The organism is Dorea sp. AM13-35 (assembly GCF_003473885.1).
Classification (GTDB): domain Bacteria; phylum Bacillota; class Clostridia; order Lachnospirales; family Lachnospiraceae; genus Dorea_D; species Dorea_D hominis.
Window position 1 is genome coordinate 133,611 of the sequence record NZ_QUCZ01000007.1, and the last position, 25,473, is coordinate 159,083.

Consider the following 25,473-nt stretch of genomic DNA (forward strand, 5'->3'; position numbering starts at 1 on the left):
GGAGGATGAAGTTATGAAAAAAAGACTGGCAATGGTGCTTGCAGTGACGTTACTTGCAATGACAGTGTTCGTAGGCTGTGGAAGCAAGGATAATAGCTCTGACAAAAGTAGTAAGAAAGAATATACCGAGAAGAAGTCTGGTGACAAATTTACCGTAGGATTTGACCAAGATTTCCCACCGATGGGATTTGTTGGTGACGATGGCGAATATACAGGATTCGATCTGGAACTGGCACAGGAAGTGTGCAAGAGACAGGGATGGAAGTATGTCGCAAAACCAATCGCATGGGATTCTAAAGATGCAGAATTAAAATCCGGTGGAATTGACTGTATTTGGAACGGATTTACCATGGATGGAAGAGAAGATAAGTATACATGGTCCAAACCATATCTTAACAATGAACAGGTATTTGTAGTCAGAAAAGATTCTGGTATCAAATCCGAAAAAGATCTGGAAGGAAAAGTCGTAGACGTTCAGACAGATTCTTCTGCACAGGCTGCGTTAAAAGAAAAGGCAGATCTGTCTTCAACTTTTGGCAATCTGGAAGTTGTAGCAGATTATAATACAGGACTTATGAATCTGGAATCCGGATCCGCAGATGCAGTTGCTATGGATACAGTTGTAGCTGCTTACCAGATTGAGAAGAGAAAAGCTGATTTTACAATCCTGGATTATGAGATTGCAGCAGAGGAATACGGAGTAGGATTTGCCAAAGGAAATAAAGCAGTTCGTGATCAGGTAGAGAGCACATTGGAAGAGATGGCAAAAGACGGAACGATGGCTAAGATTTCCCAAAAGTGGTTTAAGAAAGATATTACGATCATTGGTAAATAATTAAAATAATTATAAAATAATCAAAAGGGGCTGTCTTTACAGACGGCCCATTTTTCTAGGAGAGGAGACATTCCTATGACAGTATCAATTATGTTATCGAAGCTGGGGGAAGGAATGGTAGTCACATTAATGCTTTTTGCAGTGACACTGTTGTTTTCATTACCGCTTGGGCTTCTGGTTTCGTTTGGCCGTATGGCAAAAAATGTAGTTATCCGTACTATTTTTAAGGCATACATATCGATCATGCGTGGAACGCCGCTCATGTTACAGCTTATGGTAATTTATTTCGGCCCATATTATATATTCGGCATCACAAACAGTCCAAGCTGGAAGAACAGTGCAGTAGCAATCGGATTTGTGTTAAACTATGCGGCATATTTTGCCGAAATCTACAGAGGTGGCATTGAATCCATGCCGAAAGGACAGTATGAAGCTGCACAGATATTAGGATACAGCAAGGCACAGACATTTATGCGCATTATTCTTCCGCAGGTAATTAAGATCATCCTTCCATCTATTACGAATGAGACGATTACACTTGTGAAGGATACATCCCTTGCATTTACAATCGGAATTATGGAGATGTTTACAATCTCTAAAGCACTGGCTGCATCACAGACGACGATGCTTCCATATGTATTTGCGGGAATTTTCTATTATGTATTTAACCTGATTGTGGCATTTTTGCTTGAGCTTCTGGAAAAGAAACTGAATTATTATAGATAGGAGGAGATGTCATGAGCTTATTGGAAATTAATCATATGAAAAAAAGTTTCGGAGAAGTGGAAGTTCTAAAAGACATTTCCATGAAAGTAGAAGAAGGAGAAGTGTTTGGTATTATTGGACCGTCCGGTTCGGGAAAATCCACACTGCTGCGTTGTGCAACGGGACTGGAGACACCGGATTCCGGCGAGATCCATTATAATGGTACATTCGGTCTTGTTTTCCAGAACTTTAATTTGTTCCCTCATTTTTCAGTTCTGAAAAATATTGTGGATGCGCCACTTCGTGTGCAAAAAAGAAACAAAGAAGAAGTATACAAAGAGGCACGGGAACTTCTTAAAAAGATGGGACTTGCTGATAAGGAAAACGCATATCCTTTCCAACTGTCGGGAGGACAGCAGCAGCGTGTATCTATCGCAAGAGCACTTGCAATGAAACCGGATATTCTCTTCTTTGATGAACCTACATCAGCACTTGATCCAGAGCTGACAGGTGAGATATTGAAGGTTATCAAAGACCTTGCGGCAGAGCATATGACGATGGTGATTGTTACACATGAGATGAATTTTGCAAAGAATGTATCCAACCATATCATATTTATGGACGGCGGTGTGATCGCACTCCAGGGAACGCCGGAAGAAGTATTTGGTTCGGACAACGAGCGTATGAAAGAGTTCTTAGGAAAGTTTGCCGAAAATTAAATGTATTGATTTTCGGCAGACCTTGTATTATACTAATCGAGTAATGGAGTAAATTGAAAACGAATAAGGAGTCTTGCATTCATGGGTGAATTGGAAAAAATGACAACAGGTTTGAGCGAGGAATGCGGAGTGTTTGGAGCCTATGATATGGACGGAGGCGATGTTGCCCCATCTGTATATTATGGGCTTTTTGCGTTACAGCACAGAGGACAGGAAAGCTGCGGCATTGCTGTGACAGATACATATGGTGAACGCAAAGTGCATTCAAAAAAAGGACTGGGACTTGTAAATGAAGTGTTTGATGAAGAAGCGTTACAGACACTGCACGGTAATCTGGGCGTTGGACATGTCAGGTATTCAACAGCAGGAGGAACGAGAGCAGAGAATGCGATGCCGCTTGTACTGAAATATGTCAAAGGTACACTGGTAATTGCGCATAACGGTAATCTAACGAATGCGATCGAGCTGAGAAGAGAACTGGAGTATACCGGAGCTATTTTCCAGACAACGATTGATTCGGAAGTGATCGCTTATCATATTGCGCGTGAAAGATTGAATGTTTCCTGCGCAGAAGATGCAGTAAAAAATGCGATGAAGAAGATCAAAGGTGCCTATGCGCTGGTCGTGAGTTCACCGCGTAAACTGATCGGAGCGAGAGATCCATTTGGATTGAAACCACTGTGTATCGGTAAGAGAGACAATACATATTTTCTTGCATCAGAGAGTTGTGCAATTGCTGCTGTAGATGCAGAGTTTGTACGTGATGTGGAGCCGGGAGAGATCGTAACAATTACGAAGAATGGTATTACTTCTGATAAGTCTATGGCAATTTCGCCTGAGAAGCAGGCAAGATGTATTTTTGAATATATTTATTTCGCGCGTATGGACAGTACGATTGATAATGTGAATGTTTATCATGCACGTATCCTTGCCGGAAAGGCACTGGCAGAGTCCTATCCGGTAGAGGCAGATCTGGTTGTTGGTGTGCCGGATTCCGGTCTGGTGGCTGCAAAAGGCTATTCTGAACAGTCAGGAATCCCTTATGGAATGGCATTTCATAAGAACAGCTATGTCGGAAGAACATTTATTAAGCCGAAACAGAGCCAGAGAGAGAGTAGTGTAAAGATCAAGCTGAATGTAATTGAAGAAGTTGTAAAAGGCAAGAGAATTGTTATGGTAGATGATTCGATTGTTCGCGGAACAACAAGTGCGAATATTATTAAGATGTTGAAGAAAGCAGGGGCAAAAGAAGTGCATGTAAGAATCAGCTCGCCGCCGTTTTTGCATCCATGTTATTTCGGTACAGATGTTCCGTCAGATGATCAGCTCATTGCACATTCGCATACGACAGAACAGATTCGGGAGATGATCGGAGCCGATTCTCTTGGATATATGGAAGTTGAGAAGTTGAAAGATATGGTTGGGGATTTAAGTTACTGTGATGCCTGTTTTACAGGCAATTATCCGATGAAAGTGCCGGGCAGAGATGTATCCCTTGCCTTTGAGTAGAAGATATAAATTATTTAAATATAATTCAGAATAAGGAGAAAAAAACGATGACAAACGACAGATATCAGAGCCCACTTTCAGAAAGATATGCCAGCAAAGAGATGCAGTATATTTTTTCGCCGGACAAGAAGTTCCGCACATGGAGAAAACTGTGGATTGCACTTGCAGAGACAGAGAAAGAGCTGGGACTTCCAATTACCCAGGAACAGATTGATGAATTAAAAGCGCATGCAGAAGACATTAATTATGATGTCGCAAAGGAACGTGAAAAGGTAGTGCGTCATGACGTAATGTCTCATGTATATGCATATGGAAAACAGTGTCCGAAGGCAAAAGGAATTATTCATCTTGGAGCAACATCCTGTTATGTAGGAGATAATACAGATATTATCCTGATGTCCGAGGCACTGGATATTGTGAAGAAAAAACTGGTAAATGTAATTGCAGAACTTGCCAAATTTGCGGATGAGCATAAGAATCTGCCGACGCTTGCATTTACACATTTCCAGCCGGCGCAGCCGACAACGGTTGGAAAACGTGCAACTTTGTGGATGCAGGAATTTATGATGGACTTGGAAGATCTGGAGTATGTAAAAGGAAGCTTGAAGATGCTTGGTTCAAAGGGGACTACCGGTACACAGGCAAGTTTCCAGGAACTGTTTGATGGAGATCAGGAGACGATTGATAAGATCGATCCAATGATCGCACAGAAGATGGGATTTGAGGCATGTTATCCGGTTTCAGGACAGACTTACTCCAGAAAAGTAGATACAAGAGTAATTAATGTACTGGCAGGAATTGCTGCGAGTGCACACAAATTCAGCAATGACATCCGTCTGCTTCAGCACTTAAAAGAAGTAGAAGAACCATTTGAAAAGACACAGATCGGATCATCCGCAATGGCTTACAAGCGTAATCCGATGAGAAGCGAGAGAATTGCATCTTTATCCAGATATGTGATAGTAGATGCGCTGAATCCGGCAATCACATCTGCAACGCAGTGGTTTGAGAGAACGCTGGATGATTCCGCAAATAAACGTCTGAGTGTGCCGGAAGGATTCCTTGCAATTGATGGTATTCTGGATCTCTGCCTGAATGTTGTAGATGGACTGGTTGTATATCCGAAAGTAATCGAGAAACGTCTGATGTCAGAGCTTCCGTTTATGGCAACAGAGAATATTATGATGGATGCTGTAAAAGCAGGCGGTGACCGTCAGGAGTTACATGAAAGAATCCGTGAGCTTTCTATGGAAGCAGGACGCAATGTAAAAGAAAAAGGGCTGGACAATAATCTTCTGGAACTGATTGCAGCAGATCCGGCATTTAATCTGAGTGTTGAGGAACTGAAGAAGACAATGGATCCGTCCAAATATGTTGGACGCGCACCGGTTCAGGTAGACAATTATCTGAACAATGTTGTACGCCCAATGCTTGAAGAGAATAAAGAAATTCTTGGAATGACAGCGGAAATTAACGTGTAAAATATATGGAATATATAAAGAATATCTATAGATGAAACGAATAGATAGAAGTTACAAACGTGCAATAGTAATTGTGACGAAAAAATCTTTAATGATGAAAATAACTTGACAAAAAAACGGTGTAAGCGAACGAGTTTACGCCGTTTTTTGTATGTAAAATAATAAGCGCGATTGCACACAATGTATAAAATACACAAAGAAAATATAGAAGGTTTTGTACATATTGCGCTGTATATAGATAAGTGTTATGATAGGTGTAATGAATAAGTTCGTATAAATATACGGAAAATCTATACAAAGAAAAGGGGGATGTAACAATGAAAACATTAAACGATCTTGTTCTGACAATTCAGCACTATCTGTCTGATTATGTGTTGATCATCGCACTTCTCGGAGGTGGAATCTGGTTCACATTTAAGCTTGGTTTTATTCAAGTACGTGGATTTGGAGAAGGAATGCGCCGGACTTTTGGCGGCCTGTTCAGTAAAAAAGGCAATGCTGACAAAGATGGAATGTCATCATTCCAGGCACTGGCAACAGCAATTGCAGCTCAGGTAGGAACCGGTAATATCGCCGGAGCGGCGACCGCTCTTGCAATCGGAGGACCGGGAGCTATTTTTTGGATGTGGATCGCAGCATTCCTGGGAATGGCAACGATCTTTGGCGAGGCTGTACTTGCACAGAAGTATAAGCAGGTAGGAGTTGACGGAGAGATCACAGGAGGACCTGTATATTATATCCGTGCAGCATTTAAAGGAACGTTTGGAAAAGTACTTGCCGGAATTTTTGCAATATTGATCATCCTGGCGCTTGGATTTATGGGTAATGCAGTACAGTCCAATTCCATCGCAGCAGCCTTCCATACAGCATTTGGTGTGCCACAGGCAGCAGTTGGTGTTGTAGTTGCACTGATCGCGTTATTTGTATTCGTAGGTGGTATGCAGCGTATCGCAAAAGTAACAGAGACGCTCGTACCAATCATGGCAGCTTTCTATATTCTTGGTGCGCTGATTGTTATTATTTATAATTATAAGAATATTCCATATGCATTCCAGGCAATTGTCGTTGGAGCATTTAATCCGTCAGCAGTATCCGGTGGTGCTGTGGGTGCGACATTAAAACTTGCACTTACAAAAGGTGTTGCAAGAGGATTGTTCTCTAATGAGGCTGGTATGGGTTCTACCCCACATGCGCATGCAGTTGCAAAAGTAGATCATCCGGTCGAGCAGGGATTTGTTGCAATGATCGGTGTATTTATCGATACGTTTATCGTACTAAACCTGACAGCATTTGTAATTATTACAACGAAGTCTATTCCAAGTGGTAAGACAGGTGCAGAGTTAAGCCAGTATGCATTCTCTACATTGTATGGAAAAGGTGGAGATATCTTTATCGCGATTTGTATGTTCTTCTTCGCATTTTCAACAATTATTGGCTGGTATTTCTTTGGACAGGCAAATATTAAGTATCTGTTTGGACCAAAAGCTGTAAAAGTATATTCCGTATTAGTTGCTGTGTGCGTAGTGCTTGGATCACTTGCACAGGTAGATCTCGTATGGAATATGGCAGACTGCTTCAACTCCATGATGGTAATTCCGAACTTTATCGGTCTGATTGTTCTGAGCGGTACGATTAAGAAGTTGCATGATGATTACTATCAGAACTTTAAAAAGAATAAATAGATATTATCTATAAGTGGATGAAATGCAGGACAATCATAAATGTTGTTTTTTATAGACGTTTTAATAAATATTATAAAATCGACTAATAAATATAACAAAAATCAGGAATGGAAATTGTGCATACTCACTAAAATAATATTAATTAGTATAATGGGTTGCAAAAAAAGTTACAATAAGTTATTATAGATACAGGCAATAAATAATATAAAAAATGTCTATGAAAATTGTGTAATGATTTTCTATGAAAAGAATATTCGTGGGATGATGTTTTCCAAGAGAGAGTTGAACGGATCAGCCGCCGAAGAGGCAAGCCGGACATACATGGTGGGTATGCAAAAAGGTGAAACTTTCAGGCAAAAGGACTGGAAAATGTACCACATTCTGAATCTTGTGCTGTGTGATAAAGCTTATCGATGATTTCAATTTATCAGGGCAAAAGACAGGAAGGACGCCGTAGATATAATGGTATATCTGGACGTCCTTTTTTATTTGGAATACCGATGACTTTTATTGTATTTATCGATTGCCGAGGCAACAGGCCGGAAAGGAGGATACGGTTCAGGATGAACAGGGGGAAATATATAGTCTTGACCAATAATCCACTGGTCTTCGATAAGCTTGAGAAGACGCACGAAGTAATATATCTGGAAACTACTTATGAAGGACTTCTCCGGGAAGTCAGAGACAGAATACATGACGGACATTTACTTCTGACGCATCCGTTATCCGGAAGCGTGAAGCCAAATGAGACACCATACAAATCGGTTTTGATTTCAGCTGGAAAGGAGGAAGTGGACAGAAGGTCGCTTACGATTATAGAAAATGCAATCGATGCATGCCATAAATTCCAAGATAAGACTGGACGATATGGAGAAAGCGTACTGGAAGATTTTCAGTTGATTGACTGGACTCTGCTGGAAAGCGGCCTGGCATCAGCAGATGCCTGGTAAGTCATTGAGTGAGGTTGTCGAGCGTTGCAGCTTAAACAATATAATTTTTTTAAGGAGGGAACTTAAAGTGAGATTAGAAATGGGACACATTTACATCAAGGATATTCAGTTTGCATCTGAGTCAAAGATTGAAGACGGAATCCTTTATGTATCCGAAGAAGCCGTTAAGGCAGTAGCTCTTGAGGACGAAAAGATTAAGAGCGTATCATTTGACATTGCAAAACCGGGTGAGTCTGTAAGAATCACACCTGTTAAAGATGTTATCGAACCTAGAGTTAAAGTTGAAGGAAGAGGAGGAATCTTCCCGGGAGTTATCTCTAAAGTAGACACAGTTGGAGAAGGAAAGACTTACGCATTAAAAGGAATGGCTGTTGTTACAGCTGGTAAGATCGTGGGATTCCAGGAAGGTATCATTGATATGACAGGTCCTGGAGCAGATTACACACCATTCTCCAAGACATTAAACCTGGTTATGGTATGTGAGCCAATTGACAATATCAAACAGCATGAATACGAAAAAGCAGTTCGTTTCGCTGGATTCAGAGTTGCAACTTACATTGGTGAGTTAGCACGTGATCTGACACCGGATGAGACAAAAGTTTACGAGACATGTACAATTAAAGAAGGAATGGAAAAATATCCGGATCTGCCGAGAGTTGCATATGTACAGATGCTTCAGAGCCAGGGACTTCTTCATGACACATATGTATATGGTGTAGATGCTAAGAAAATCGTTCCTACAATTTTAAGCCCTACAGAGATCATGGACGGAGCAATTGTTTCCGGTAACTGTGTATCTGCATGTGATAAGAACCCTACATATGTTCATCTGAACAACCCGGTTGTACATGACTTATTTGAACAGCACGGAAAAACATTAAACTTTGTTTGCCAGATTATCACAAACGAGAACGTATATCTTGCTGATAAACAGCGTTCTTCTGACTGGACAGCAAAACTTTGCAAGATGTTAGACCTGGATGGAGTTATTGTATCTCAGGAAGGATTCGGTAACCCGGATACAGACCTTATCATGAATTGTAAGAAGATTGAAGCAGAAGGCGTTAAGACTGTAATCATCACAGACGAGTATGCCGGACGTGATGGAAAATCTCAGTCACTTGCTGATGCTGATCAGGCTGCTGATGCAGTAGTAACAGGCGGAAATGCAAACCAGGTAGTTATCCTGCCGAAACTTGACAAAGTAATTGGAACTCTTGACTATGTAACAAAGATTGCTGGTGCAAGTGAAGAGACACTGCGCGAGGACGGATCTCTTGAAGTTGAGCTTCAGGTTCTGACAGGCGCAACAAACGAAACTGGTTTCAATAAACTGAGTGCAAGATAAGGAATGGAGGATATAGAATAATGGCTAAATTAAAAGTTGTTCATTACATCAATCAGTTCTTTGCACAGATTGGTGGAGAAGAAAAAGCAGATTACCCGGTTGAACTGCGTGTTGGCGAAGTTGTTGGACCAGGTATGGCATTAACACAGAATTTTAAAGATGAAGCAGAGATCATTGCAACAATCGTATGTGGTGACTCTTATTTCAACGAGAATCTTGAAAAAGCAAAAGCAGAGATTCTTGAGATGGTTAAAGAACAGGCTCCGGACATCTTTATTGCAGGACCGGCTTTCAACGCTGGACGTTACGGAGTTGCCTGCGGTACTATCGCAGCAGCAGTTCAGGAAGAACTTGGTATTCCTTCCCTGACTGGTATGTATGTAGAGAACCCAGGTGCTGATATGTTTAAAAACCAGGTATACATGGTCTCTACAAAGAACAGTGCAGCAGGTATGAGAGACGCTGTTAAGAAGATGGCTCCTCTGGCTGTTAAACTTGGAAAAGGTGAGAAAATCGGTTCTTCTGCAGAAGAAGGATATATGCCGAACGGTATTCGTGTAAACTTCTTTGAAAAAGAAAGAGGATCTCAGAGAGCTGTTAAGATGCTCATTAAGAAACTGGCTGGAAAACCTTTCGAGACAGAGTTCCCAATGCCAGACTTCGACAGAGTTGATCCGAATCCGGCTGTAAAAGACCTTGCACATGCTAAGATCGCATTAGTTACTTCCGGTGGTATCGTTCCGAAGGGAAATCCGGATCACATCGAAAGTTCAAGTGCTTCCCACTATGGTGAGTATGATATTACAGGGGTTACGGATCTGACAGAAGACACATATGAGACAGCTCATGGTGGATACGATCCAGTATACGCAAATGAAGACGCTGACCGTGTACTTCCTGTTGACGTTCTTCGTGATATGGAAAAAGAAGGAATTATCGGTGAGTTACATCACTTATTCTATACTACAACAGGAAATGGTACTGCTGTTGCATCTGCAAAAGCATTTGCTGATGAATTCTCCAAGAAACTGGTAGCTGATGGGGTAGATGCAGTAATCCTCACATCTACTTGAGGTACCTGTACACGTTGCGGTGCAACGATGGTAAAAGAAATTGAGAGAGCAGGAATTCCGGTAGTACATATCTGTACAGTAACACCAATTTCCATGACAGTTGGTGCTAACAGAATCGTTCCGGCTATCGCAATCCCTCATCCACTTGGAAATCCGGCACTGGATAAAGATGAGGAAAAAGAACTTCGTCGTAAGATCGTAGAGAAAGCTCTGAAAGCTCTTACAACAGAGGTTGACGGACAGACTATTTTCGAGTAGAGTATGAGAATACTATTAATGAAAAGGAGACGTAACAGACATGGATAAGATTTATGATGTTATCGTTCTTGGTGCAGGACCTGCCGGATTAGCGGCAGGACTGTATGCAGGAAGAAGTCGTCTTTCTGTACTGATTCTTGAAAAAGGACAGGACGGAGGACAGATTGCAATCACAGATGAGATCGAGAACTATCCGGGACAGATCGTAGAAGGTGAGTCCGGACCGTCCCTGATCGCAAGAATGACAGAACAGGCAGCTAAATTCGGAGCTGAGCGTGTATCTGACACAATTACAGAAGTATCTCTTGAGGGAGATGTGAAAGTGTTAAAGAGCTCAAAAGCAGAATACAAAGCAAGACATGTCATCCTCGCTACAGGAGCTCATGCAAGACCAATCGGATGCAAAGGGGAAGCAGAGTTCACAGGAAAAGGTGTTTCTTACTGTGCAACATGCGATGCAAACTTCTTTGAGGATTTCGAGGTATACGTAGTTGGTGGAGGAGACTCCGCAGTAGAAGAAGCTATGTATCTGACAAAATTTGCAAGAAAAGTTACAATCATTCACAGACGTGACGAACTTCGTGCTGCAAAATCCATTCAGGAAAAGGCTTTCAAGAACCCAAAACTGCACTTTATGTGGGATACAGTTGTAGAAGAAGTCGGTGGAGATGATATTCTCCAGTGGATGAAAGTGAAAAATGTGAAAACTGGTGAAGTTACAACAGTGGAAGCAGATGAAGAAGACGGAATGTTTGGTGTGTTCGGATTTATCGGAACAGTACCGAATACAAAACCGTTTGAAGGAATTATCGACATGGATGAGCGTGGATACATCAAGACAGATGCAGACATGCATACAAACATCCCGGGTGTATATGCAGCAGGTGATGTTCGCGTGAAGAGCCTGAGACAGGTAGTAACTGCAGCAGCTGACGGAGCAATCGCAGCCGTTCAGGTTGAGAGAAGTATGTCAGATTATTTCTAAAAACTTTTTAATTCGTCAAATTTTGTATTTAATAAGGAGAGATAAGCAATGTTAGAAGTAGATAAGAAAACATTTGAAGAAGAAGTATTAAAAGCAGAAGGATATGTATTTGTAGACTTTTTCGGTGATGGATGTGTTCCATGCCAGGCTCTGATGCCAAAAGTACATGAATATGCAGATACATATGGTGACAAGATGAAATTCACATGCCTGAATACAACAAAGGCACGTCGTCTTGCAATCTCTCAGAAAATCTTAGGTCTGCCGGTTATGGCAATATACAAAGACGGAGAGAAAGTAGAAGAGCTGGTAAAAGATGATTGTACACCAGAGTCTATCGAAGAGTTGATTAAGAAATACATCTAATCTGGATGTTGTTTCTATAATCATAGATGTTTGATCAAGTTGTTAGTATACAATACAAGAAAGGAGAAAGAGTAATTATGGCTATTTTAAAAGGCAAAAAAGCAATAATTATCGGAGACCGTGATGGAATTCCGGGACCGGCTATCGCAGAATGCGTAAAAACAGCTGGTGCTGAAGTAATTTTCTCATCAACGGAATGTTTCGTCTGAACAAGCGCAGGCGCAATGGATCTGGAAAACCAGAAGAGAGTAAAAGAGTTCGCAGAGGAGTATGGTGCAGAGAACTTAGTAGTAGTTCTTGGTGCAGCAGAAGGCGAAGCTGCAGGTCTTGCAGCTGAGACTGTAATGTTAGGCGATCCTACTTTCGCAGGTCCATTGACAGGAGTCCAGCTTGGACTTACGACTTATCACGTATGTGAGCCAGAGATCAAAGAGGAATTTGACGAAGCAGTTTATGATGAACAGGTAAGCATGATGGAAATGGTTCTTGACGTAGACGACATCGTAGATGAGATGAATGCTATCAGAGAGCAGGCAGCAGAAAACTAATCGTTTTTTGTTAAAGATCATGTTGTGTTTAGAGGGCGAACCCGGTGCGATCCCCGCATAAGGGGAGCCCTCTTTTTGTCTTGATTGTATACGACAAAGGAAAAGTTTACGTAAAAGGAAAGGTGGAAAACCAATGAACAGTGTAATTAAGGGAGCAAGCTATGTATTAGCACACACTCCAGATATGGTTTTATATAATGGAACAACTCAGACAACAGAAAGAATCGTTAACCCGGAATCAGAGTATCTGAAAGAGGTACCGAAGCACTTACGTTCTTACGAGGATGTTGTAGCTTACTGGCCGAACCAGACATACATCGGAAATGCTCATCCGGATCAGTTAGCTGAGGTTGAGTTCCCATACTTCGACAAGAAGATGGAAGGCGCAGAGCGTTATGGAAAATATGGTGAGATCATGCCGGAAGAAGAGTTCCTTCTTTTAGTTCAGGCTTGTGATATGTTTGAAGTAGTAAGACTGGAGAAAGCATTCGTAGCAGCACACAAAGATGCATTTGCAGCTGACCCGGTTATCACTGAAGATATTGTAGCTCTGTTACATGAAGGTGTAGAGATCGATGAGATCGAAGCACTGATTAAAGACGATCACGCAGAGCCTCTTTACTTCGAAGACAAATTAGTTGGATGTGTAAAACCAGCTCATGATATCGATGTAAACTTATCTTCTCACGTTATGCATGAAAACTTAATGAGTAAAGCATCTAGTGTTTTAGCACTGCTTTACGGAGTTAAAAATGCAGGAATTGAAAAATCTGACGTAGAGTATGTTATCGATTGTGCTGAGGAAGCATGTGGAGATATGAACCAGAGAGGTGGAGGAAACTTCGCTAAAGCAGCAGCTGAGATTGCCGGACTGTCTAACGCTACAGGATCTGACGCAAGAGGATTCTGTGCAGCACCGACACACGCACTGATCGAAGCAGCAGCACTCGTTAAATCCGGAGCATACAAATGCGTAGCTGTTACAGCAGGTGGATGTACAGCTAAATTAGGAATGAACGGAAAAGACCATGTGAAAAAAGAACTTCCGATCTTAGAGGACTGCCTGGGTGGATTCTGTGTGATCATCGCAGAGAACGACGGAGTAAACCCGGAGATCGACCTGAACATGTTAGGACGCCACACAGTAGGAACTGGATCTGCACCGCAGAACGTAATCGGAAGCCTGGTAGCTGATCCGCTTGACAGAGCAGGAATGAAGATTACAGATATCGATAAATTCTCACCGGAGATGCAGAACCCGGATATCACAAAACCGGCAGGAGCAGGAGATGTACCGCTTGCAAACTATAAGATGATCGCTGCTCTGGCAGTAAAGAGAGGCGAGCTTGACAGAAAAGAGCTGGCAGCATTTACAAAAGATCACGGATTGACCGGATGGGCACCGACACAGGGACATATCCCGTCAGGAGTACCATTTGTAGGATTTGCACGTGAAGATATCTTAGAAGGAAAGATCAAAAATGCCATGATCATCGGAAAAGGAAGTCTGTTCCTTGGACGTATGACAAACTTATTCGATGGAGTATCTTTCGTAATTCACGGAAATACAGCAGCTGAAGAAGAAGCAGCATCCGGAGTATCAGAGGAAGAAGTAAAAGGCTTAATCGCAAAAGCAATGAAAGATTTTGCAGCGACCCTGATGGCAGAATAAGGGGGTACATTATAATGGCAGATAAAATTGAAAAAATGATCGCAGAGACCTTCCTTGAGATGGCGCAGGGACTGGAAACAGGAAGCTTTGGTAAAAGACCGAAGATCGCGCTTACAGGAATGGGATCTGAGCATGGCGAAGAGAATGCGATGGAAGCAGCGCTCATGGCTGCAAAAGAAGGGATTGATGTCTATTACATCGGATCTCTGGAAGCAGAAGGCGTTACAACCGTCAAAGTGGCAGATGATGAGGAAGGCCACAAAAAGATGGAAGAAATGCTGGCAAACAAGGAAGTAGACGGAGCAGTCACCATGCATTTCCCATTCCCGATCGGAGTATCCACAGTCGGACGTGCGATCACACCATCCAAGGGAAAAGAAATGTTCGTGGCAAATACAACCGGAACATCCAGTGCAGACCGTATCGAAGGAATGATCAAGAATACGATTTACGGAATCATTGCAGCAAAAGCATGTGGAAAAGTAAATCCTACAGTTGGAATTCTGAATGTAGACGGTGCACGCCAGACAGAAAAAGCATTAAAAGAATTAAAAGAAAACGGATATGACATTACATTTGCAGAGTCAGCAAGAGCAGACGGTGGATGTGTCATGAGAGGAAATGACGTACTGCAGGGAACTCCGGATATCATGGTAACAGATTCCCTTACAGGAAATATCCTGATTAAGATGCTGTCTTCATACACAACGGGAGGAAGCTATGAGGCAACAGGTTACGGATATGGACCTGGAATCGGAGAAGGATATGACCAGTTAGTCATGATCGTATCCAGAGCAAGTGGAGCACCGCTTATCGCAGGAGCAATCCGCTATGCAGCGCAGCTTGTAAGAAGCAAAGTATTTGATATTGCAAAAGCAGAGTTTGCAGCAGCAAACAAAGCTGGATTAAAAGCGATTCTTGAAGCAAGAAAGGCAGCGAACAAACCGGCAGCGGCTGAAGAAGATGTAAAAGAGCCACCGAAGGAGATCGTTACAAGCCAGATCGCAGGAATCGAAGTTATGGATCTTGAGGATGCAGTTAAAGTCCTGTGGAAACTCAATATTTATGCAGAGAGCGGAATGGGATGTACCGGACCGATCATCCGTGTATCGGATGCAAATCTTGCAAAAGCTGAAGAAGAATTAAAGAAAGCCGGATATATTAATTAGTCTGATGATAAAAAAGTCATAGTCTGACCGGGTGGCGTTTTGACAATGTGTCAAGACGCCACTTTCTTTTATTTGTGAGTCAATTTATAATGAACTTATAAGAGAAAGAACCGGAAAGGCTGGTGGCATTATGGAACTCGTATTAAAGAAATTAAATCAGGGATTGGAAGTGGAAGGAATATGTGCATTCCGCAGTAAGATGACAACAAGAAATACTGTGACCGGAATATTTGTTCTGGTAAGTCTGGCACTCTTATATCTGGGCGTGACAACCTGGAAGGGAAAAGGAGAAGGATTGCCGGATGGGGCCGCCATGCACCAGGCGGTGATAGAAGAAACACATACAGGACCGGCAGGAGCGAACCTATTTGCAGGAACAGCAGGAGCGAACCTATTTGCAGGAACAGCAGGAGCGAAAGTTAATTTTAAAGATATGTCTGAACATAGAAAAGCAGCTATGGGAATGACAGTGTCTGGAAAGACAGATGTAAAATCAGCACTTAAAACAAAAGCATCAGTTGCAAAATCGACCGCTGCAAAAGCACCAGTTGCGAGATCATCAGTTGCGAGATCAGCAACCAGAGTTTCAAAGCCTGCTATGAAAAAGTCTGTGAAGAGATCGTATGCAGCAACAGTTAGCGAATCTGAAAATGAGACAAAGGCGGCAACTGTCAAAGAATCTGTGAAGACGGCTCTTTCGGATTCTTCGGTGGCAGAAGATACAAAGAAAAAGCTGGAGACGGAAGTTCCATGGAGTGTGACACTTGATGCTAACGGTGGTATTCCGGCAATTCGTGAGTATTCTTTTGCAGAAAAGACATTTTCAGAAAAGGATTTTGAAGTACCGACAAGACCTGGAAAAGTATTTACCGGATGGTATGAAGATGTAGGATGTACAAAGCCATTTTCAGGAGTAATAGATGTGAAAAATATCCGTTTGTATGCCGGCTGGAAAGAATTTGATGGATTTGTATGTGATGCAAATGGTTACGTAACAGCATGTACCAATGCAGATACGATGCTGAGAGACGGATTTCTTGTGCTTCCAACATCTGCTTCATGCACAGGAATTGCGGCAAGTGCATTTGATGGAGTGGAAGATCGGATCATGGAAGTATATATTCCGGCGAACATTCATTATATCGCAGAAGGAATTTTTGACAGACTTCCAAATCTTCTTTATATAGAAGCAGCGTCCGGAAATCCTTATTATTACAGTGAAGAAGGTGTATTGTACAGAACAAATGGAGAAATTGTTGCAACACCGCGAGGTTGATATTTGGAAAATGTGGTGATATAATGTGTTGGATTAGGTACATAGGAGCTACGCATGAGAATTCAACAAGTAAAAGACAACAAAATCCAATATCTTGATTTATTACAGTTTGCGGATCCGAACGAAGAAGCTTTGGAAAAAGAACTGGATACAATGGATCTGTTTCTGTTAAAGGAAGACGGAGTGATCAAAACGATCTGTGCTGTCAGATTCCGGAAAAACCGGAAGTGCGAGATTTTGAGCATTGTAACCATGGAAGAAGCGCGTGGATGTGGCTACGGTAAATATATGGTTCATTATATTTGTGAGCATTACAGTGACCGGTGTGACGAATTGTATGTGGGAATCGGAAATTGCAGAAAACTGCTTGGCTTTTTTGAAAAATGTGGATTTTCTAATTCTCATATTTTAGCAGGATATTTTCTGAAAAAATACAAAGAACCTGTTTATGATGATGGTATTCCGCTTACAGATATGGTATATTTTAAGAAGCGGCTGGAAGCAGAGATTGATATAAAAAAAGTCGTGGATGTGGCACTGGAAGCAGGAAGGATCCTTTTGAAGAATGGTGGCGAGATCTTCCGTGTAGAAGAGACGATGACGCGGATATGCAACCGTTTTCATATTGATCAGGTAGATATATTTACTCTGAGTCATGCCATCTTTGTTACGGCGAAGAGCGGAGAAGAGGAAGTGTACACAAAGGTGAAGAATGTACCTTTATCGGGAACACATCTGGGGATTGTTGCGGAAGTAAATTCGCTTTCCAGAGCGATATCAGCCGGGAGGATGTCACTGGAAGAGGCGCAGAAACGATTAAAAGAGATCGACAAAATTGAGCCGATACATCCGGGTGTACAGATCATAGGTGCCGGATTTGCAAGTGGATGTCTTGGATATCTTCTTGGAGCGACGGCGAGAGAAAGCGTTGTTGCGTTCTTTATTGGCTGTATCCTCTATTGCTGGGTACTGCTGGCGAGAAGATATCATATGTCTAAGATTATCAGTAATATTGCAGGTGGCGTGATCATTACCGGGTTGGCGCTTGCAGCGAGAGAGGTGCCATGGCTTGCACCGGTGCAGTTAAATGGTATGATCATTGGTGCGCTTATGCCTTTGGTTCCGGGAATGGCATTTGTCAATTCAATCCGCGAGATTGCAGACAGTGATTTTCTGTCGGGAACAGTCAGAATGATTGATACATTATTAGTATTTGTGTATATTGCGATCGGCGTCGGACTGACTCTTAGCATTTATCACACGTTAGGAGGAATTGTCGGATGATAGTAGAACTGATTGCCAATGGAGTCTGTGCATTTGCAGGAGCGGTTGCGTTTGCAGTATTATTTAGTGTACCGAGACATTTTTACATCGGATGTGGAATTACAGGTGCAGCAGGCTGGTGTGTGTATTTGATACTGGAAGAATATGCAGGACTTTCGGCTGCAATTGCTTCTTTTTGTGGTACACTGGTAGTGGTATTATTATCACGTATGCTGACCGTGCGGATGAAATGCCCAATCACGATATTCCTTGTATCCGGAGTGATTCCGATGGTGCCGGGTGCCGGGATTTATTATACAACTTATTATCTGGTTATGAATCAGTTGGGAATGGCAGCATCAAAAGGCCTGGAAGCAGTCAAGGTTTCGTTTGGAATAGTCCTTGGAATTGCCATTGTATTATCCATTCCGAGAGATGTGTTCCAGAAAGGCTACTGGAAGCAGCTGAAATATCACAGAAAAAAGAAAAATATTTTAAATTAATATATAGTTAGGAGATAAGAATCATGAGTAAAGTAAGAACAAGATTTGCCCCAAGTCCGACAGGAAGAATGCATGTCGGGAATTTAAGAACAGCATTGTATGCATATCTGATTGCAAAACATGAGGATGGAGATTTTATTCTTCGTATTGAAGATACAGACCAGGAGCGTTTCGTTGACGGAGCGCTGGAGATCATCTACCATACACTGGAAGAGACAGGACTCGTTCATGATGAAGGCCCGGACAAAGATGGTGGAGTTGGACCATATGTACAGAGCGAGAGAAACAAATCCGGACTGTATCTGAAATATGCCAAACAGCTGATTGAGCAGGGAGATGCTTATTATTGTTTCTGCGATAAGGAACGTCTGGAATCACTGAAAAGCAAAGTAGACGGAGAGGGAAGTGCAGAGATTGTTGTCTATGATAAACACTGCCTGGGACTGAGCAAAGAAGAAGTACAGGCAAATCTGGATGCAGGTAAGCCTTACGTTATCCGTTTTAATATGCCGACAGAAGGAACAACAACTTTCAAAGATGACATTTATGGAGATATTACGGTTCCGAATAATGAGCTGGAGGATCTGATCCTTATCAAATCTGACGGATATCCGACTTACAATTTTGCGAATGTTATTGATGACCATCTGATGGGAATTACACACGTTGTACGTGGAAATGAATATTTATCTTCTGCACCGAAGTACAACAAGATCTATGAAGCATTTGGATGGGAGATTCCGACTTATGTGCACTGTCCGCTGATCACAGACGAGACACATAAGAAACTGAGTAAGAGATGCGGACATTCTTCTTATGAAGATCTGATCGATCAGGGATTTGTGAAAGAAGCAGTTGTAAATTATGTTGCACTTCTTGGATGGTGCCCATCTGATAATCGGGAGATTTTCTCACTGGAAGAACTTGTGAAAGCATTTGACTACCGTCATATGAGCAAGTCTCCGGCTGTATTTGATATTGTGAAATTAAAATGGATGAACGGAGAATATCTGAAAGCCATGGACGAAGACAAATTCTTTGAAATGGCAAAACCGTATATTCAGGAAGTTATTACAAAAGATTATGATCTGAAGAAGATTGCCGGATTAGTAAAGACAAGAATTGAGATTTTCCCGGATATCAAGGATCAGATTGATTTCTTTGAAGAACTTCCGGAATATGACACAGCAATGTACTGTCATAAGAAGATGAAAACAAACGAAGAAAATTCTCTGGAAGTATTAAAAGAAGTACTTCCGCTCCTGGAAGAGCAGTATGATTTCAGCAATGATGCTTTATTTGCTCTTCTGAAGAAATATGTTGATGAAAAAGGTGTCAAGACTGGTTTCGTTATGTGGCCGATCCGTACTGCGGTATCCGGAAAACAGAGCACACCTGGCGGTGCTACAGAGATTATGGAGATTCTTGGCAAAGAAGAATCTGTAGCCAGAATTAAAAAAGGTATTGAATTATTAAGCAAATAGAGGTATATATGCAATTAAATCATGCTCAGAAAGAGGCGGTCGCCCATAAGGAAGGACCTTGTATGGTTCTTGCCGGTCCCGGTTCAGGGAAAACTCTTACCATTGCAAAAAGAATTGAATATCTGATCATGAATTATAAGGTAAGACCAGAAGAAATTCTGGTCCTTACCTTTACAAAGTATGCGGCAAAGTCAATGAAACAGCGGTTTGCCAAAGTTATGAAACAGCAGGCGTCAGCGGTGACATTTGGAACATTTCACGGTGTTTATTACGGAATTTTAAAGTGGGCTTACAGACTTACTTCCGCGAATCTTCTGACAGAAGAAGAACGAAAAAATCTGCTTACAGGGATCGTTTCGAAGACGGACTGGGGTGAGGATGAAGAGTTGCTCCGGGAAGAAGATTTTCTTAAGAATCTGTCGGAGGAGATTGGAAATGTGAAGAATCACCGCTACAATATAGAAACATATGAAGCAAAGCAATATGGCGAAAATCGTTTTCGGGATATTTATACTGCTTATGAGAAGGAAAAGAAGCGTCTTCATAAGCTGGATTTTGAAGATATGCTGCTGGAGTGCAGCCTCCTGTTTGAGAGCAGACCGGATATACTGGCAAAATGGCAAAAACGTTTCCCGTATATTCTGGTGGATGAATTTCAGGATATTAACCGGGTACAGTATGATGTCCTGCGGATGCTGGCGGGCGAAAACGCCAATCTGTTTGTAGTGGGGGATGATGACCAGTCTATTTACGGATTCCGCGGAGCGAGTCCGGGAATTATGCAGCAGTTTATGAAAGATTATCCGCAGGCAAAGCAAATCCTGCTGGATGTGAATTACCGTTCAACAGCACATATTGTGAATGGAGCGCTGCGTGTGATCACAAATAATAAAAATCGCTTTTTGAAGAAAATCAAGGCAGAACAGAAAGCAGATCTGACAGTTCATGTACAGGAAGTGAGAGATCCGTTTGAAGAAAGCAGGTATATTCTGGACCGGATAAGGGAAACTTTAAAAAGTGGGATACAGTATGAAGAAATTGCGGTTTTATACCGCACTGCTGCTGAGGCAAGAGTGATGGCGGAAACATTGATGGAACATCAGATACCGTTTCAGATGAAAGAACATTTATATAATATATATGAACATTTTATCGGACAGGATATCAAAAGCTATCTGCATCTGGCAGAAGGAATTGTCACAAGGAAAGACCTTTTAAGGATTGCAAACCGCCCGAACCGCTACATCAGCCGGGACAGCATGCGCAGTGACAGGGCAGATTATGAAAGCCTGAGGAAATATTACCAGAATAAAAAATGGATGCAGGATCGCATTGATCAACTGGAATGGGATATGAAGATGATTGCAGGAAAAAGTCCGTATGCAGTGATCCAGTATATACGAAAAAGAGTCGGTTATGATGCATTTCTGAAAGAATATGCCGCTTACCGCAGACTGTGTACAGAAGAACTGTTTGAGGTGCTTGATGAGATTCAGGAGAGAGCAAAAGCGTATGAGACAATTCCAGAGTGGTTTGCGCACATTGAACAATATGAAGAAAATTTATGGGAAAACAGCAGAAAAACGCAAAAAGAAGGCATTTGTATGCTGACAATGCACGGGGCGAAAGGATTGGAATATGATACCGTATTTATCCTTGGCGCAAATGAGGGCAGCATGCCATACAGGCGGGCTGTCATGCAGGATGAGACGGAAGAGGAGAGGCGCTTGTTCTATGTGGCGATGACACGGGCAAAACGCCAGCTTGTCATCAGTTATGTAAAAGAAAAAAACGGAAAAGACTGCAGTCCTTCCCGTTTTGTAAAAGAGCTCTTCTTATAATTCTTCAAATTCCTGCTCATCCATCCACTCGTCAAATGCATCGGCAGCGATGTCGTATTCGTCATCGTCTTCGATATTGCCAAGTGTCGGCTCGCCGTCTACTTCTTCGTAGCGGTAGAGATAAACATCACCGTCTTCACTCTCACCTTCTTCATTCAGAGGAAGCAGCGCAATATACTCTCTTCCGTTTGCTGAATATGTAGTTAAAACTGCGCAGTCAATCTCTTCATCATCTTCCATTGTAAGAGTTACTGTGATCTGCTCTTCATCTGTGTTCATATTCTGTTCACTCATAATATAATTCTCCTTTTTCTAAGATAACTTAACTCTATCAAAGGAACAGGCAAAAAGCAAGGATGTAGTAGCCAAATTAAGAAAAATGTTGTAAAATAAATCTGCGTGTACATAAGGAGGAAAACAGCATGTTAAGAAAAAAAATATCACTGCTTCTGGCAGTCCTGTTAGTCTGCATGTTAGGAATGACTGCGTGCAAAAAAGATGTAGGAACACCGGAAGATAATGCAACAGCCGAAGAAGATACAGACGAAAATGCAGATCAGGAAAAGTACTTAATCGGATTTTCCGTGATCGATATGGAGAACCCGTATTTTATTACATTGGAAAGTGCGACGAGAGAAGTTGTGGAAGCAGATGATTCTACTCTGATCACAAAAGATCCAGGCGGGAATGCGGACAAACAGGCAAAGCAGATTGATGAGATGATCAAGGATGGTATCAATGCCATTATTTTAAGTCCGGTAGACTGGGAGAAGATCACACCATCTCTTAAGAAACTTAAGGATGCCGGTGTGAAGATCATTAATGTAGATACGCAGGTAAAAGAGATGTCCTATGTGGATGCCTACGTAGGCTCTGATAATAAGAATGCAGGATATATCTGCGGAGAAGATCTAATCAAAAAGAGTCCGGACGGAGGAACCGTTGCAATTCTGGAATGCCCGACACAGAATTCCATGAATGAACGTATCACCGGATTTGAAGAGGCGATCTCCAAAGCAGAAAAAGGGTTTGAAGTAGTAGACAGAGCAGATACAAAAGGAAAATTTAACAAAGCATTGAAGGCAGCAGAGAAGATGTTGAAGAAATACCCGAATCTGACTGCGATCATGTGTGGCAATGACCAGCTTGCGGTTGCGGCAAAGACAGCAGTGAATGTTGTCGGTAATGATAAAGTACTGATTTACGGTGTGGATGGTTCACCGGATATTAAGAAAGAATTAAAGAAAAGAGAGAACCAGATTGTAGGAACAGCAGCACAGTCACCGATTAACATAGGAAAGAAAGCTGCAGAGACAGCAGACAATATTCTGGATGGAAACGATTATGAGAAGGAAGTCTATGAAGAAGTCTTTATGATCAATAAAGATAATGTAGATATGTACGGCACAGATGGTTGGCAATAGAGTACAGAAAGGGAAAAAGGACACAAAGAATGAAGAATACACAAGGGCAGCAGTTACCGATGGGGGTTACGGTACAGGAAGATGGAGTCAGTTTTTCCGTTGCAGCGAAGAAGGGGAAGGCATGTTGCCTTCTCCTGTATCATGCAGGGGAAAAAGAACCATGTGCCAGATATCCGATGCGGCAAAGTGAAGGTGCGGTATATACAGTAAAGGTGACGGATATCCAATCAGATGCATATGCCTATGCCTATGAGTATCTGATGGATGAAGAAGTTGTGACTGATCCGTACACAAAAGCATTTACAAAAGAGAATAAGAGTCAGGTCCTGATCCCAGAATATGACTGGGAGGATGACAGATATCCGGCTTATGCATATAAGGATGTTATTGCGTACAGCCTTCATGTGCGTGGATTTACACAGGATAGTTATTCAAAGGTTGCACACAGAGGAACCTTTGAAGGTGTCATAGAAAAGCTTCCTTATCTGAAAGACCTGGGGATCAACCAGATTCAGTGTATGCCGGTTTATTCATTTCTGGAAGGAAAAAGAAAGCCAAATTACTGGGGATATGGACCTGGGTATTTCTTTGCACCGAAGAACAGCTATTCTGCTATATCTGACGGTGTGCGTTCGTTGAAAAACATGGTGAAAGCATGTCATGCAGCGGAGATTGAAGTCGTGCTGGAAATGCCCTTTTGTCCGGAGACGCCGATCTATCAGGTGCTGGATTGCCTGCGCTATTACAGGCAGGAATATCATATAGACGGATATATCCTGAATCCGGCAGCAGCATCAACCAGAGCAGCGTATGAAGATCCGTATTTACAGGACTGCAAGCTGATGGTACATCATACGGAATTTCAGAATGTGATGCGCCGTTTCTTAAAAGGAGACGAGGGTATGGTGGAAGCAGTGACTTACTGGCTACGTCACCTGTCGGAGAAAGAAGGAAGCTTCAATTATATTGCGGCACATAATGGATTCACGCTTATGGATCTTGTATCCTATGAAGGAAAACACAATGAAGCGAATGGAGAAAATAACCAGGATGGACCGGATTATAATTACAGCTGGAACTGCGGAGCAGAAGGCCCATCAAGGAAGAAAGCGGTTGTAAGCTTAAGGAGAGGACAGCTGTATAATGCGCTGTTTCTTGTATTTCTGGCACAGGGGACACCGTGTCTGCTGGCGGGGGATGAGTTTGGCAATTCACAGAAAGGAAATAACAATGTCTATTGTCAGGACAATTCAACAGGCTGGGTGAACTGGAAAAAACTGACGACGCATCAGGAACTGCATGATTTCGTGCGGGATCTGATCGCATTCCGCAAACGTTATAAAGTATTTCATCCGGCGCAGGAAATGAGCGGAACAGATACGACTAGATGCGGAGTTCCGGATGTATCCTACCACGGAGAATATGCATGGAGAATAGAGAAGGAAGTCGCAAGTAGACAGCTGGGCGTATATTACAGTGGAACATCGCTTGAAGCAGAGGACTGCTATGTCGCTTATAATATGCACTGGATCCGTCATACATTTGCTCTGCCATCTCTTCCGAAAAATAAAAAATGGTATCTTGCCGCTTCCACAAAAGACGGTATAAAAGCTGAAATGATCTGTTTGGGTGGACAGAAATCTATCGAAATTGAAGAAAGAACAATAGTTGTCCTGGTTGCAAAATAAGAAAACAGGGATACTCTCTTGAAAGTTATTGAAAAAAAGTGCATAATAAAGTATGTGAAAGAAATGACAAAGAATAAATGAAGAGGAATGGAGATATAAGTATGAAGGCGTTAAAACATCTGCAAACGATCAATCACCACAAACTATTGGTTATGAAACATTGTTTTAAAGTTGGATTATACAAGCAAGGGCTGCTTCATGATCTGTCCAAATATTCTCCGACAGAATTTCTGGTCGGCTGTAAGTATTATCAGGGAACAAGAAGCCCGAATAATGCAGAACGTGAAGCAACCGGATATTCTACAGCGTGGCTGCATCACAAAGGTCGTAATAAGCATCATTATGAATACTGGATTGATTACAGTATAGTTCCGGGAGAGGGGATTGTAGGACAGAAGATGCCGGTAAAGTATGTGTATGAGATGTTTATGGACCGGATCGCAGCATCCAAAACTTATCTGGGTGATAAGTATACAGACAAAGAGCCGCTTCAGTATTATGAGAAAGGTGCGGCGAAGCTTGGCAAGATGATCCATCCGGAGACAGCGGCACTTATACATAAGCTTTTGAAGATGTTGGCAGAAAAAGGTGAGCGTGCAACATTCAAGTATGTAAGAGAGCAGGTCAGAGAATTGAAACGCCAGCATATGATATAGGAAAATGTCACGATTGAAAAAAGATTTAAAAAAATTAA

At 42.0% G+C, this 25,473-nt stretch carries 23 protein-coding genes and 1 riboswitch; of the genes, 22 read left to right on the top strand and 1 reads right to left on the bottom strand.

What is annotated here, in order from left to right:
• The first annotated feature begins 13 nt into the window (after positions 1-13).
• From DW152_RS09260 to DW152_RS09350, 19 genes are all read left to right on the top strand, one after another.
• Positions 14-835, top strand: a complete 822-nt coding sequence (locus DW152_RS09260; RefSeq protein WP_117537332.1) for an amino acid ABC transporter substrate-binding protein — start codon at positions 14-16, stop codon at positions 833-835.
• Positions 836-910: 75 nt separating this feature from the next.
• The gene (locus DW152_RS09265; protein ID WP_117537331.1) at positions 911-1,561 is read left to right on the top strand and encodes an amino acid ABC transporter permease; all 651 of its coding nucleotides are present in this window, start codon (positions 911-913) and stop codon (positions 1,559-1,561) included.
• Positions 1,562-1,572: 11 nt separating this feature from the next.
• Positions 1,573-2,259, top strand: coding sequence for an amino acid ABC transporter ATP-binding protein (locus DW152_RS09270; protein WP_021860723.1), 687 nt, complete (start codon positions 1,573-1,575; stop codon positions 2,257-2,259).
• Between the two features lie 81 nt (positions 2,260-2,340).
• The gene (gene purF / locus DW152_RS09275; protein WP_021860722.1) at positions 2,341-3,768 is read left to right on the top strand and encodes an amidophosphoribosyltransferase; all 1,428 of its coding nucleotides are present in this window, start codon (positions 2,341-2,343) and stop codon (positions 3,766-3,768) included.
• A gap of 47 nt (positions 3,769-3,815) precedes the next feature.
• Complete coding sequence (gene purB, locus DW152_RS09280; RefSeq protein WP_118288486.1) at positions 3,816-5,249, top strand: adenylosuccinate lyase; 1,434 nt, start codon at positions 3,816-3,818, stop codon at positions 5,247-5,249.
• Between the two features lie 317 nt (positions 5,250-5,566).
• A complete protein-coding gene (locus tag DW152_RS09285; protein WP_118288487.1) occupies positions 5,567-6,931 on the top strand; it encodes an alanine/glycine:cation symporter family protein in 1,365 nt (454 codons plus the stop codon).
• 262 nt (positions 6,932-7,193) lie between these two features.
• Positions 7,194-7,306: riboswitch (glycine riboswitch) on the top strand.
• Between the two features lie 188 nt (positions 7,307-7,494).
• Positions 7,495-7,881, top strand: a complete 387-nt coding sequence (locus DW152_RS09290; protein ID WP_021860719.1) for a GrdX family protein — start codon at positions 7,495-7,497, stop codon at positions 7,879-7,881.
• Between the two features lie 67 nt (positions 7,882-7,948).
• Positions 7,949-9,229, top strand: coding sequence for a glycine/sarcosine/betaine reductase component B subunit (locus tag DW152_RS09295; protein ID WP_021860718.1), 1,281 nt, complete (start codon positions 7,949-7,951; stop codon positions 9,227-9,229).
• A gap of 20 nt (positions 9,230-9,249) precedes the next feature.
• Positions 9,250-10,560 (top strand): glycine reductase complex selenoprotein B, encoded by a 1,311-nt coding sequence (gene grdB, locus DW152_RS09300; protein ID WP_117537329.1) that lies wholly within the window; start codon positions 9,250-9,252, stop codon positions 10,558-10,560.
• Between the two features lie 40 nt (positions 10,561-10,600).
• On the top strand, positions 10,601-11,545 hold the full coding sequence (gene trxB, locus DW152_RS09305; protein WP_021860715.1) for a thioredoxin-disulfide reductase: 945 nt from the start codon (positions 10,601-10,603) through the stop codon (positions 11,543-11,545).
• A 48-nt stretch (positions 11,546-11,593) separates the two neighbouring features.
• Positions 11,594-11,911 (top strand): thioredoxin TrxA, encoded by a 318-nt coding sequence (trxA, locus tag DW152_RS09310; RefSeq protein ID WP_021860714.1) that lies wholly within the window; start codon positions 11,594-11,596, stop codon positions 11,909-11,911.
• 77 nt (positions 11,912-11,988) lie between these two features.
• Positions 11,989-12,459: a glycine/sarcosine/betaine reductase complex selenoprotein A gene (grdA, locus tag DW152_RS09315; RefSeq protein ID WP_118288488.1), complete on the top strand. Its 471-nt coding sequence runs from the start codon at positions 11,989-11,991 to the stop codon at positions 12,457-12,459.
• A gap of 133 nt (positions 12,460-12,592) precedes the next feature.
• Positions 12,593-14,131 carry a glycine/sarcosine/betaine reductase complex component C subunit beta gene (gene grdC / locus DW152_RS09320; protein ID WP_118288489.1) on the top strand — a complete coding sequence of 513 codons (1,539 nt, stop codon included), beginning with the start codon at positions 12,593-12,595 and terminating at the stop codon, positions 14,129-14,131.
• A 14-nt stretch (positions 14,132-14,145) separates the two neighbouring features.
• Positions 14,146-15,300 (top strand): glycine/sarcosine/betaine reductase complex component C subunit alpha, encoded by a 1,155-nt coding sequence (grdD, locus tag DW152_RS09325; protein WP_118288490.1) that lies wholly within the window; start codon positions 14,146-14,148, stop codon positions 15,298-15,300.
• A 130-nt stretch (positions 15,301-15,430) separates the two neighbouring features.
• On the top strand, positions 15,431-16,576 hold the full coding sequence (locus tag DW152_RS09330) for an InlB B-repeat-containing protein (protein WP_118288491.1): 1,146 nt from the start codon (positions 15,431-15,433) through the stop codon (positions 16,574-16,576).
• A 54-nt stretch (positions 16,577-16,630) separates the two neighbouring features.
• A complete protein-coding gene (locus DW152_RS09335) occupies positions 16,631-17,860 on the top strand; it encodes a GNAT family N-acetyltransferase (RefSeq protein ID WP_118288492.1) in 1,230 nt (409 codons plus the stop codon).
• The gene (locus DW152_RS09340) at positions 17,857-18,342 is read left to right on the top strand and encodes a threonine/serine exporter family protein (RefSeq protein ID WP_021860707.1); all 486 of its coding nucleotides are present in this window, start codon (positions 17,857-17,859) and stop codon (positions 18,340-18,342) included. Before DW152_RS09335 ends, DW152_RS09340 begins: the two co-directional genes overlap by 4 nt.
• A gap of 23 nt (positions 18,343-18,365) precedes the next feature.
• Positions 18,366-19,826 carry a glutamate--tRNA ligase gene (gene gltX / locus DW152_RS09345; RefSeq protein ID WP_021860706.1) on the top strand — a complete coding sequence of 487 codons (1,461 nt, stop codon included), beginning with the start codon at positions 18,366-18,368 and terminating at the stop codon, positions 19,824-19,826.
• An 8-nt stretch (positions 19,827-19,834) separates the two neighbouring features.
• A complete protein-coding gene (locus tag DW152_RS09350) occupies positions 19,835-21,667 on the top strand; it encodes an ATP-dependent helicase (RefSeq protein ID WP_118288493.1) in 1,833 nt (610 codons plus the stop codon).
• Here DW152_RS09350 and DW152_RS09355 read toward each other — a convergent pair.
• Positions 21,662-21,961 carry a DUF1292 domain-containing protein gene (locus DW152_RS09355; protein ID WP_021860704.1) on the bottom strand — a complete coding sequence of 100 codons (300 nt, stop codon included), beginning with the start codon at positions 21,959-21,961 and terminating at the stop codon, positions 21,662-21,664. The genes DW152_RS09350 and DW152_RS09355 overlap by 6 nt on opposite strands.
• 128 nt (positions 21,962-22,089) lie before the next feature.
• Between DW152_RS09355 and DW152_RS09360 the strand changes: the two genes are divergently transcribed.
• The 3 genes from DW152_RS09360 to DW152_RS09370 all read left to right on the top strand — a co-directional run bounded on the left by DW152_RS09360 (position 22,090) and on the right by DW152_RS09370 (position 25,435).
• Positions 22,090-23,091, top strand: a complete 1,002-nt coding sequence (locus DW152_RS09360; RefSeq protein WP_021860703.1) for a sugar ABC transporter substrate-binding protein — start codon at positions 22,090-22,092, stop codon at positions 23,089-23,091.
• Positions 23,092-23,120: 29 nt separating this feature from the next.
• Positions 23,121-24,779: an alpha-amylase family glycosyl hydrolase gene (locus DW152_RS09365; protein ID WP_118288494.1), complete on the top strand. Its 1,659-nt coding sequence runs from the start codon at positions 23,121-23,123 to the stop codon at positions 24,777-24,779.
• A 101-nt stretch (positions 24,780-24,880) separates the two neighbouring features.
• Positions 24,881-25,435, top strand: a complete 555-nt coding sequence (locus DW152_RS09370) for a DUF5662 family protein (RefSeq protein ID WP_118288495.1) — start codon at positions 24,881-24,883, stop codon at positions 25,433-25,435.
• Positions 25,436-25,473: the final 38 nt, after the last annotated feature.

Bases quoted from the DNA above. Each gene is read 5' to 3' on its own strand.
- DW152_RS09260 (WP_117537332.1), top strand. From the start codon at position 14: ATGAAAAAAAGACTGGCAATGGTGCTTGCAGTGACGTTACTTGCAATG.
- DW152_RS09265 (WP_117537331.1), top strand. From the start codon at position 911: ATGACAGTATCAATTATGTTATCGAAGCTGGGGGAAGGAATGGTAGTC.
- DW152_RS09270 (WP_021860723.1), top strand. From the start codon at position 1,573: ATGAGCTTATTGGAAATTAATCATATGAAAAAAAGTTTCGGAGAAGTG.
- purF (WP_021860722.1), top strand. From the start codon at position 2,341: ATGGGTGAATTGGAAAAAATGACAACAGGTTTGAGCGAGGAATGCGGA.
- purB (WP_118288486.1), top strand. From the start codon at position 3,816: ATGACAAACGACAGATATCAGAGCCCACTTTCAGAAAGATATGCCAGC.
- DW152_RS09285 (WP_118288487.1), top strand. From the start codon at position 5,567: ATGAAAACATTAAACGATCTTGTTCTGACAATTCAGCACTATCTGTCT.
- DW152_RS09290 (WP_021860719.1), top strand. From the start codon at position 7,495: ATGAACAGGGGGAAATATATAGTCTTGACCAATAATCCACTGGTCTTC.
- trxB (WP_021860715.1), top strand. From the start codon at position 10,601: ATGGATAAGATTTATGATGTTATCGTTCTTGGTGCAGGACCTGCCGGA.
- trxA (WP_021860714.1), top strand. From the start codon at position 11,594: ATGTTAGAAGTAGATAAGAAAACATTTGAAGAAGAAGTATTAAAAGCA.
- grdC (WP_118288489.1), top strand. From the start codon at position 12,593: ATGAACAGTGTAATTAAGGGAGCAAGCTATGTATTAGCACACACTCCA.
- grdD (WP_118288490.1), top strand. From the start codon at position 14,146: ATGGCAGATAAAATTGAAAAAATGATCGCAGAGACCTTCCTTGAGATG.
- DW152_RS09330 (WP_118288491.1), top strand. From the start codon at position 15,431: ATGGAACTCGTATTAAAGAAATTAAATCAGGGATTGGAAGTGGAAGGA.
- DW152_RS09335 (WP_118288492.1), top strand. From the start codon at position 16,631: ATGAGAATTCAACAAGTAAAAGACAACAAAATCCAATATCTTGATTTA.
- DW152_RS09340 (WP_021860707.1), top strand. From the start codon at position 17,857: ATGATAGTAGAACTGATTGCCAATGGAGTCTGTGCATTTGCAGGAGCG.
- gltX (WP_021860706.1), top strand. From the start codon at position 18,366: ATGAGTAAAGTAAGAACAAGATTTGCCCCAAGTCCGACAGGAAGAATG.
- DW152_RS09350 (WP_118288493.1), top strand. From the start codon at position 19,835: ATGCAATTAAATCATGCTCAGAAAGAGGCGGTCGCCCATAAGGAAGGA.
- DW152_RS09355 (WP_021860704.1), bottom strand. From the start codon at position 21,961: ATGAGTGAACAGAATATGAACACAGATGAAGAGCAGATCACAGTAACT.
- DW152_RS09360 (WP_021860703.1), top strand. From the start codon at position 22,090: ATGTTAAGAAAAAAAATATCACTGCTTCTGGCAGTCCTGTTAGTCTGC.
- DW152_RS09365 (WP_118288494.1), top strand. From the start codon at position 23,121: ATGAAGAATACACAAGGGCAGCAGTTACCGATGGGGGTTACGGTACAG.
- DW152_RS09370 (WP_118288495.1), top strand. From the start codon at position 24,881: ATGAAGGCGTTAAAACATCTGCAAACGATCAATCACCACAAACTATTG.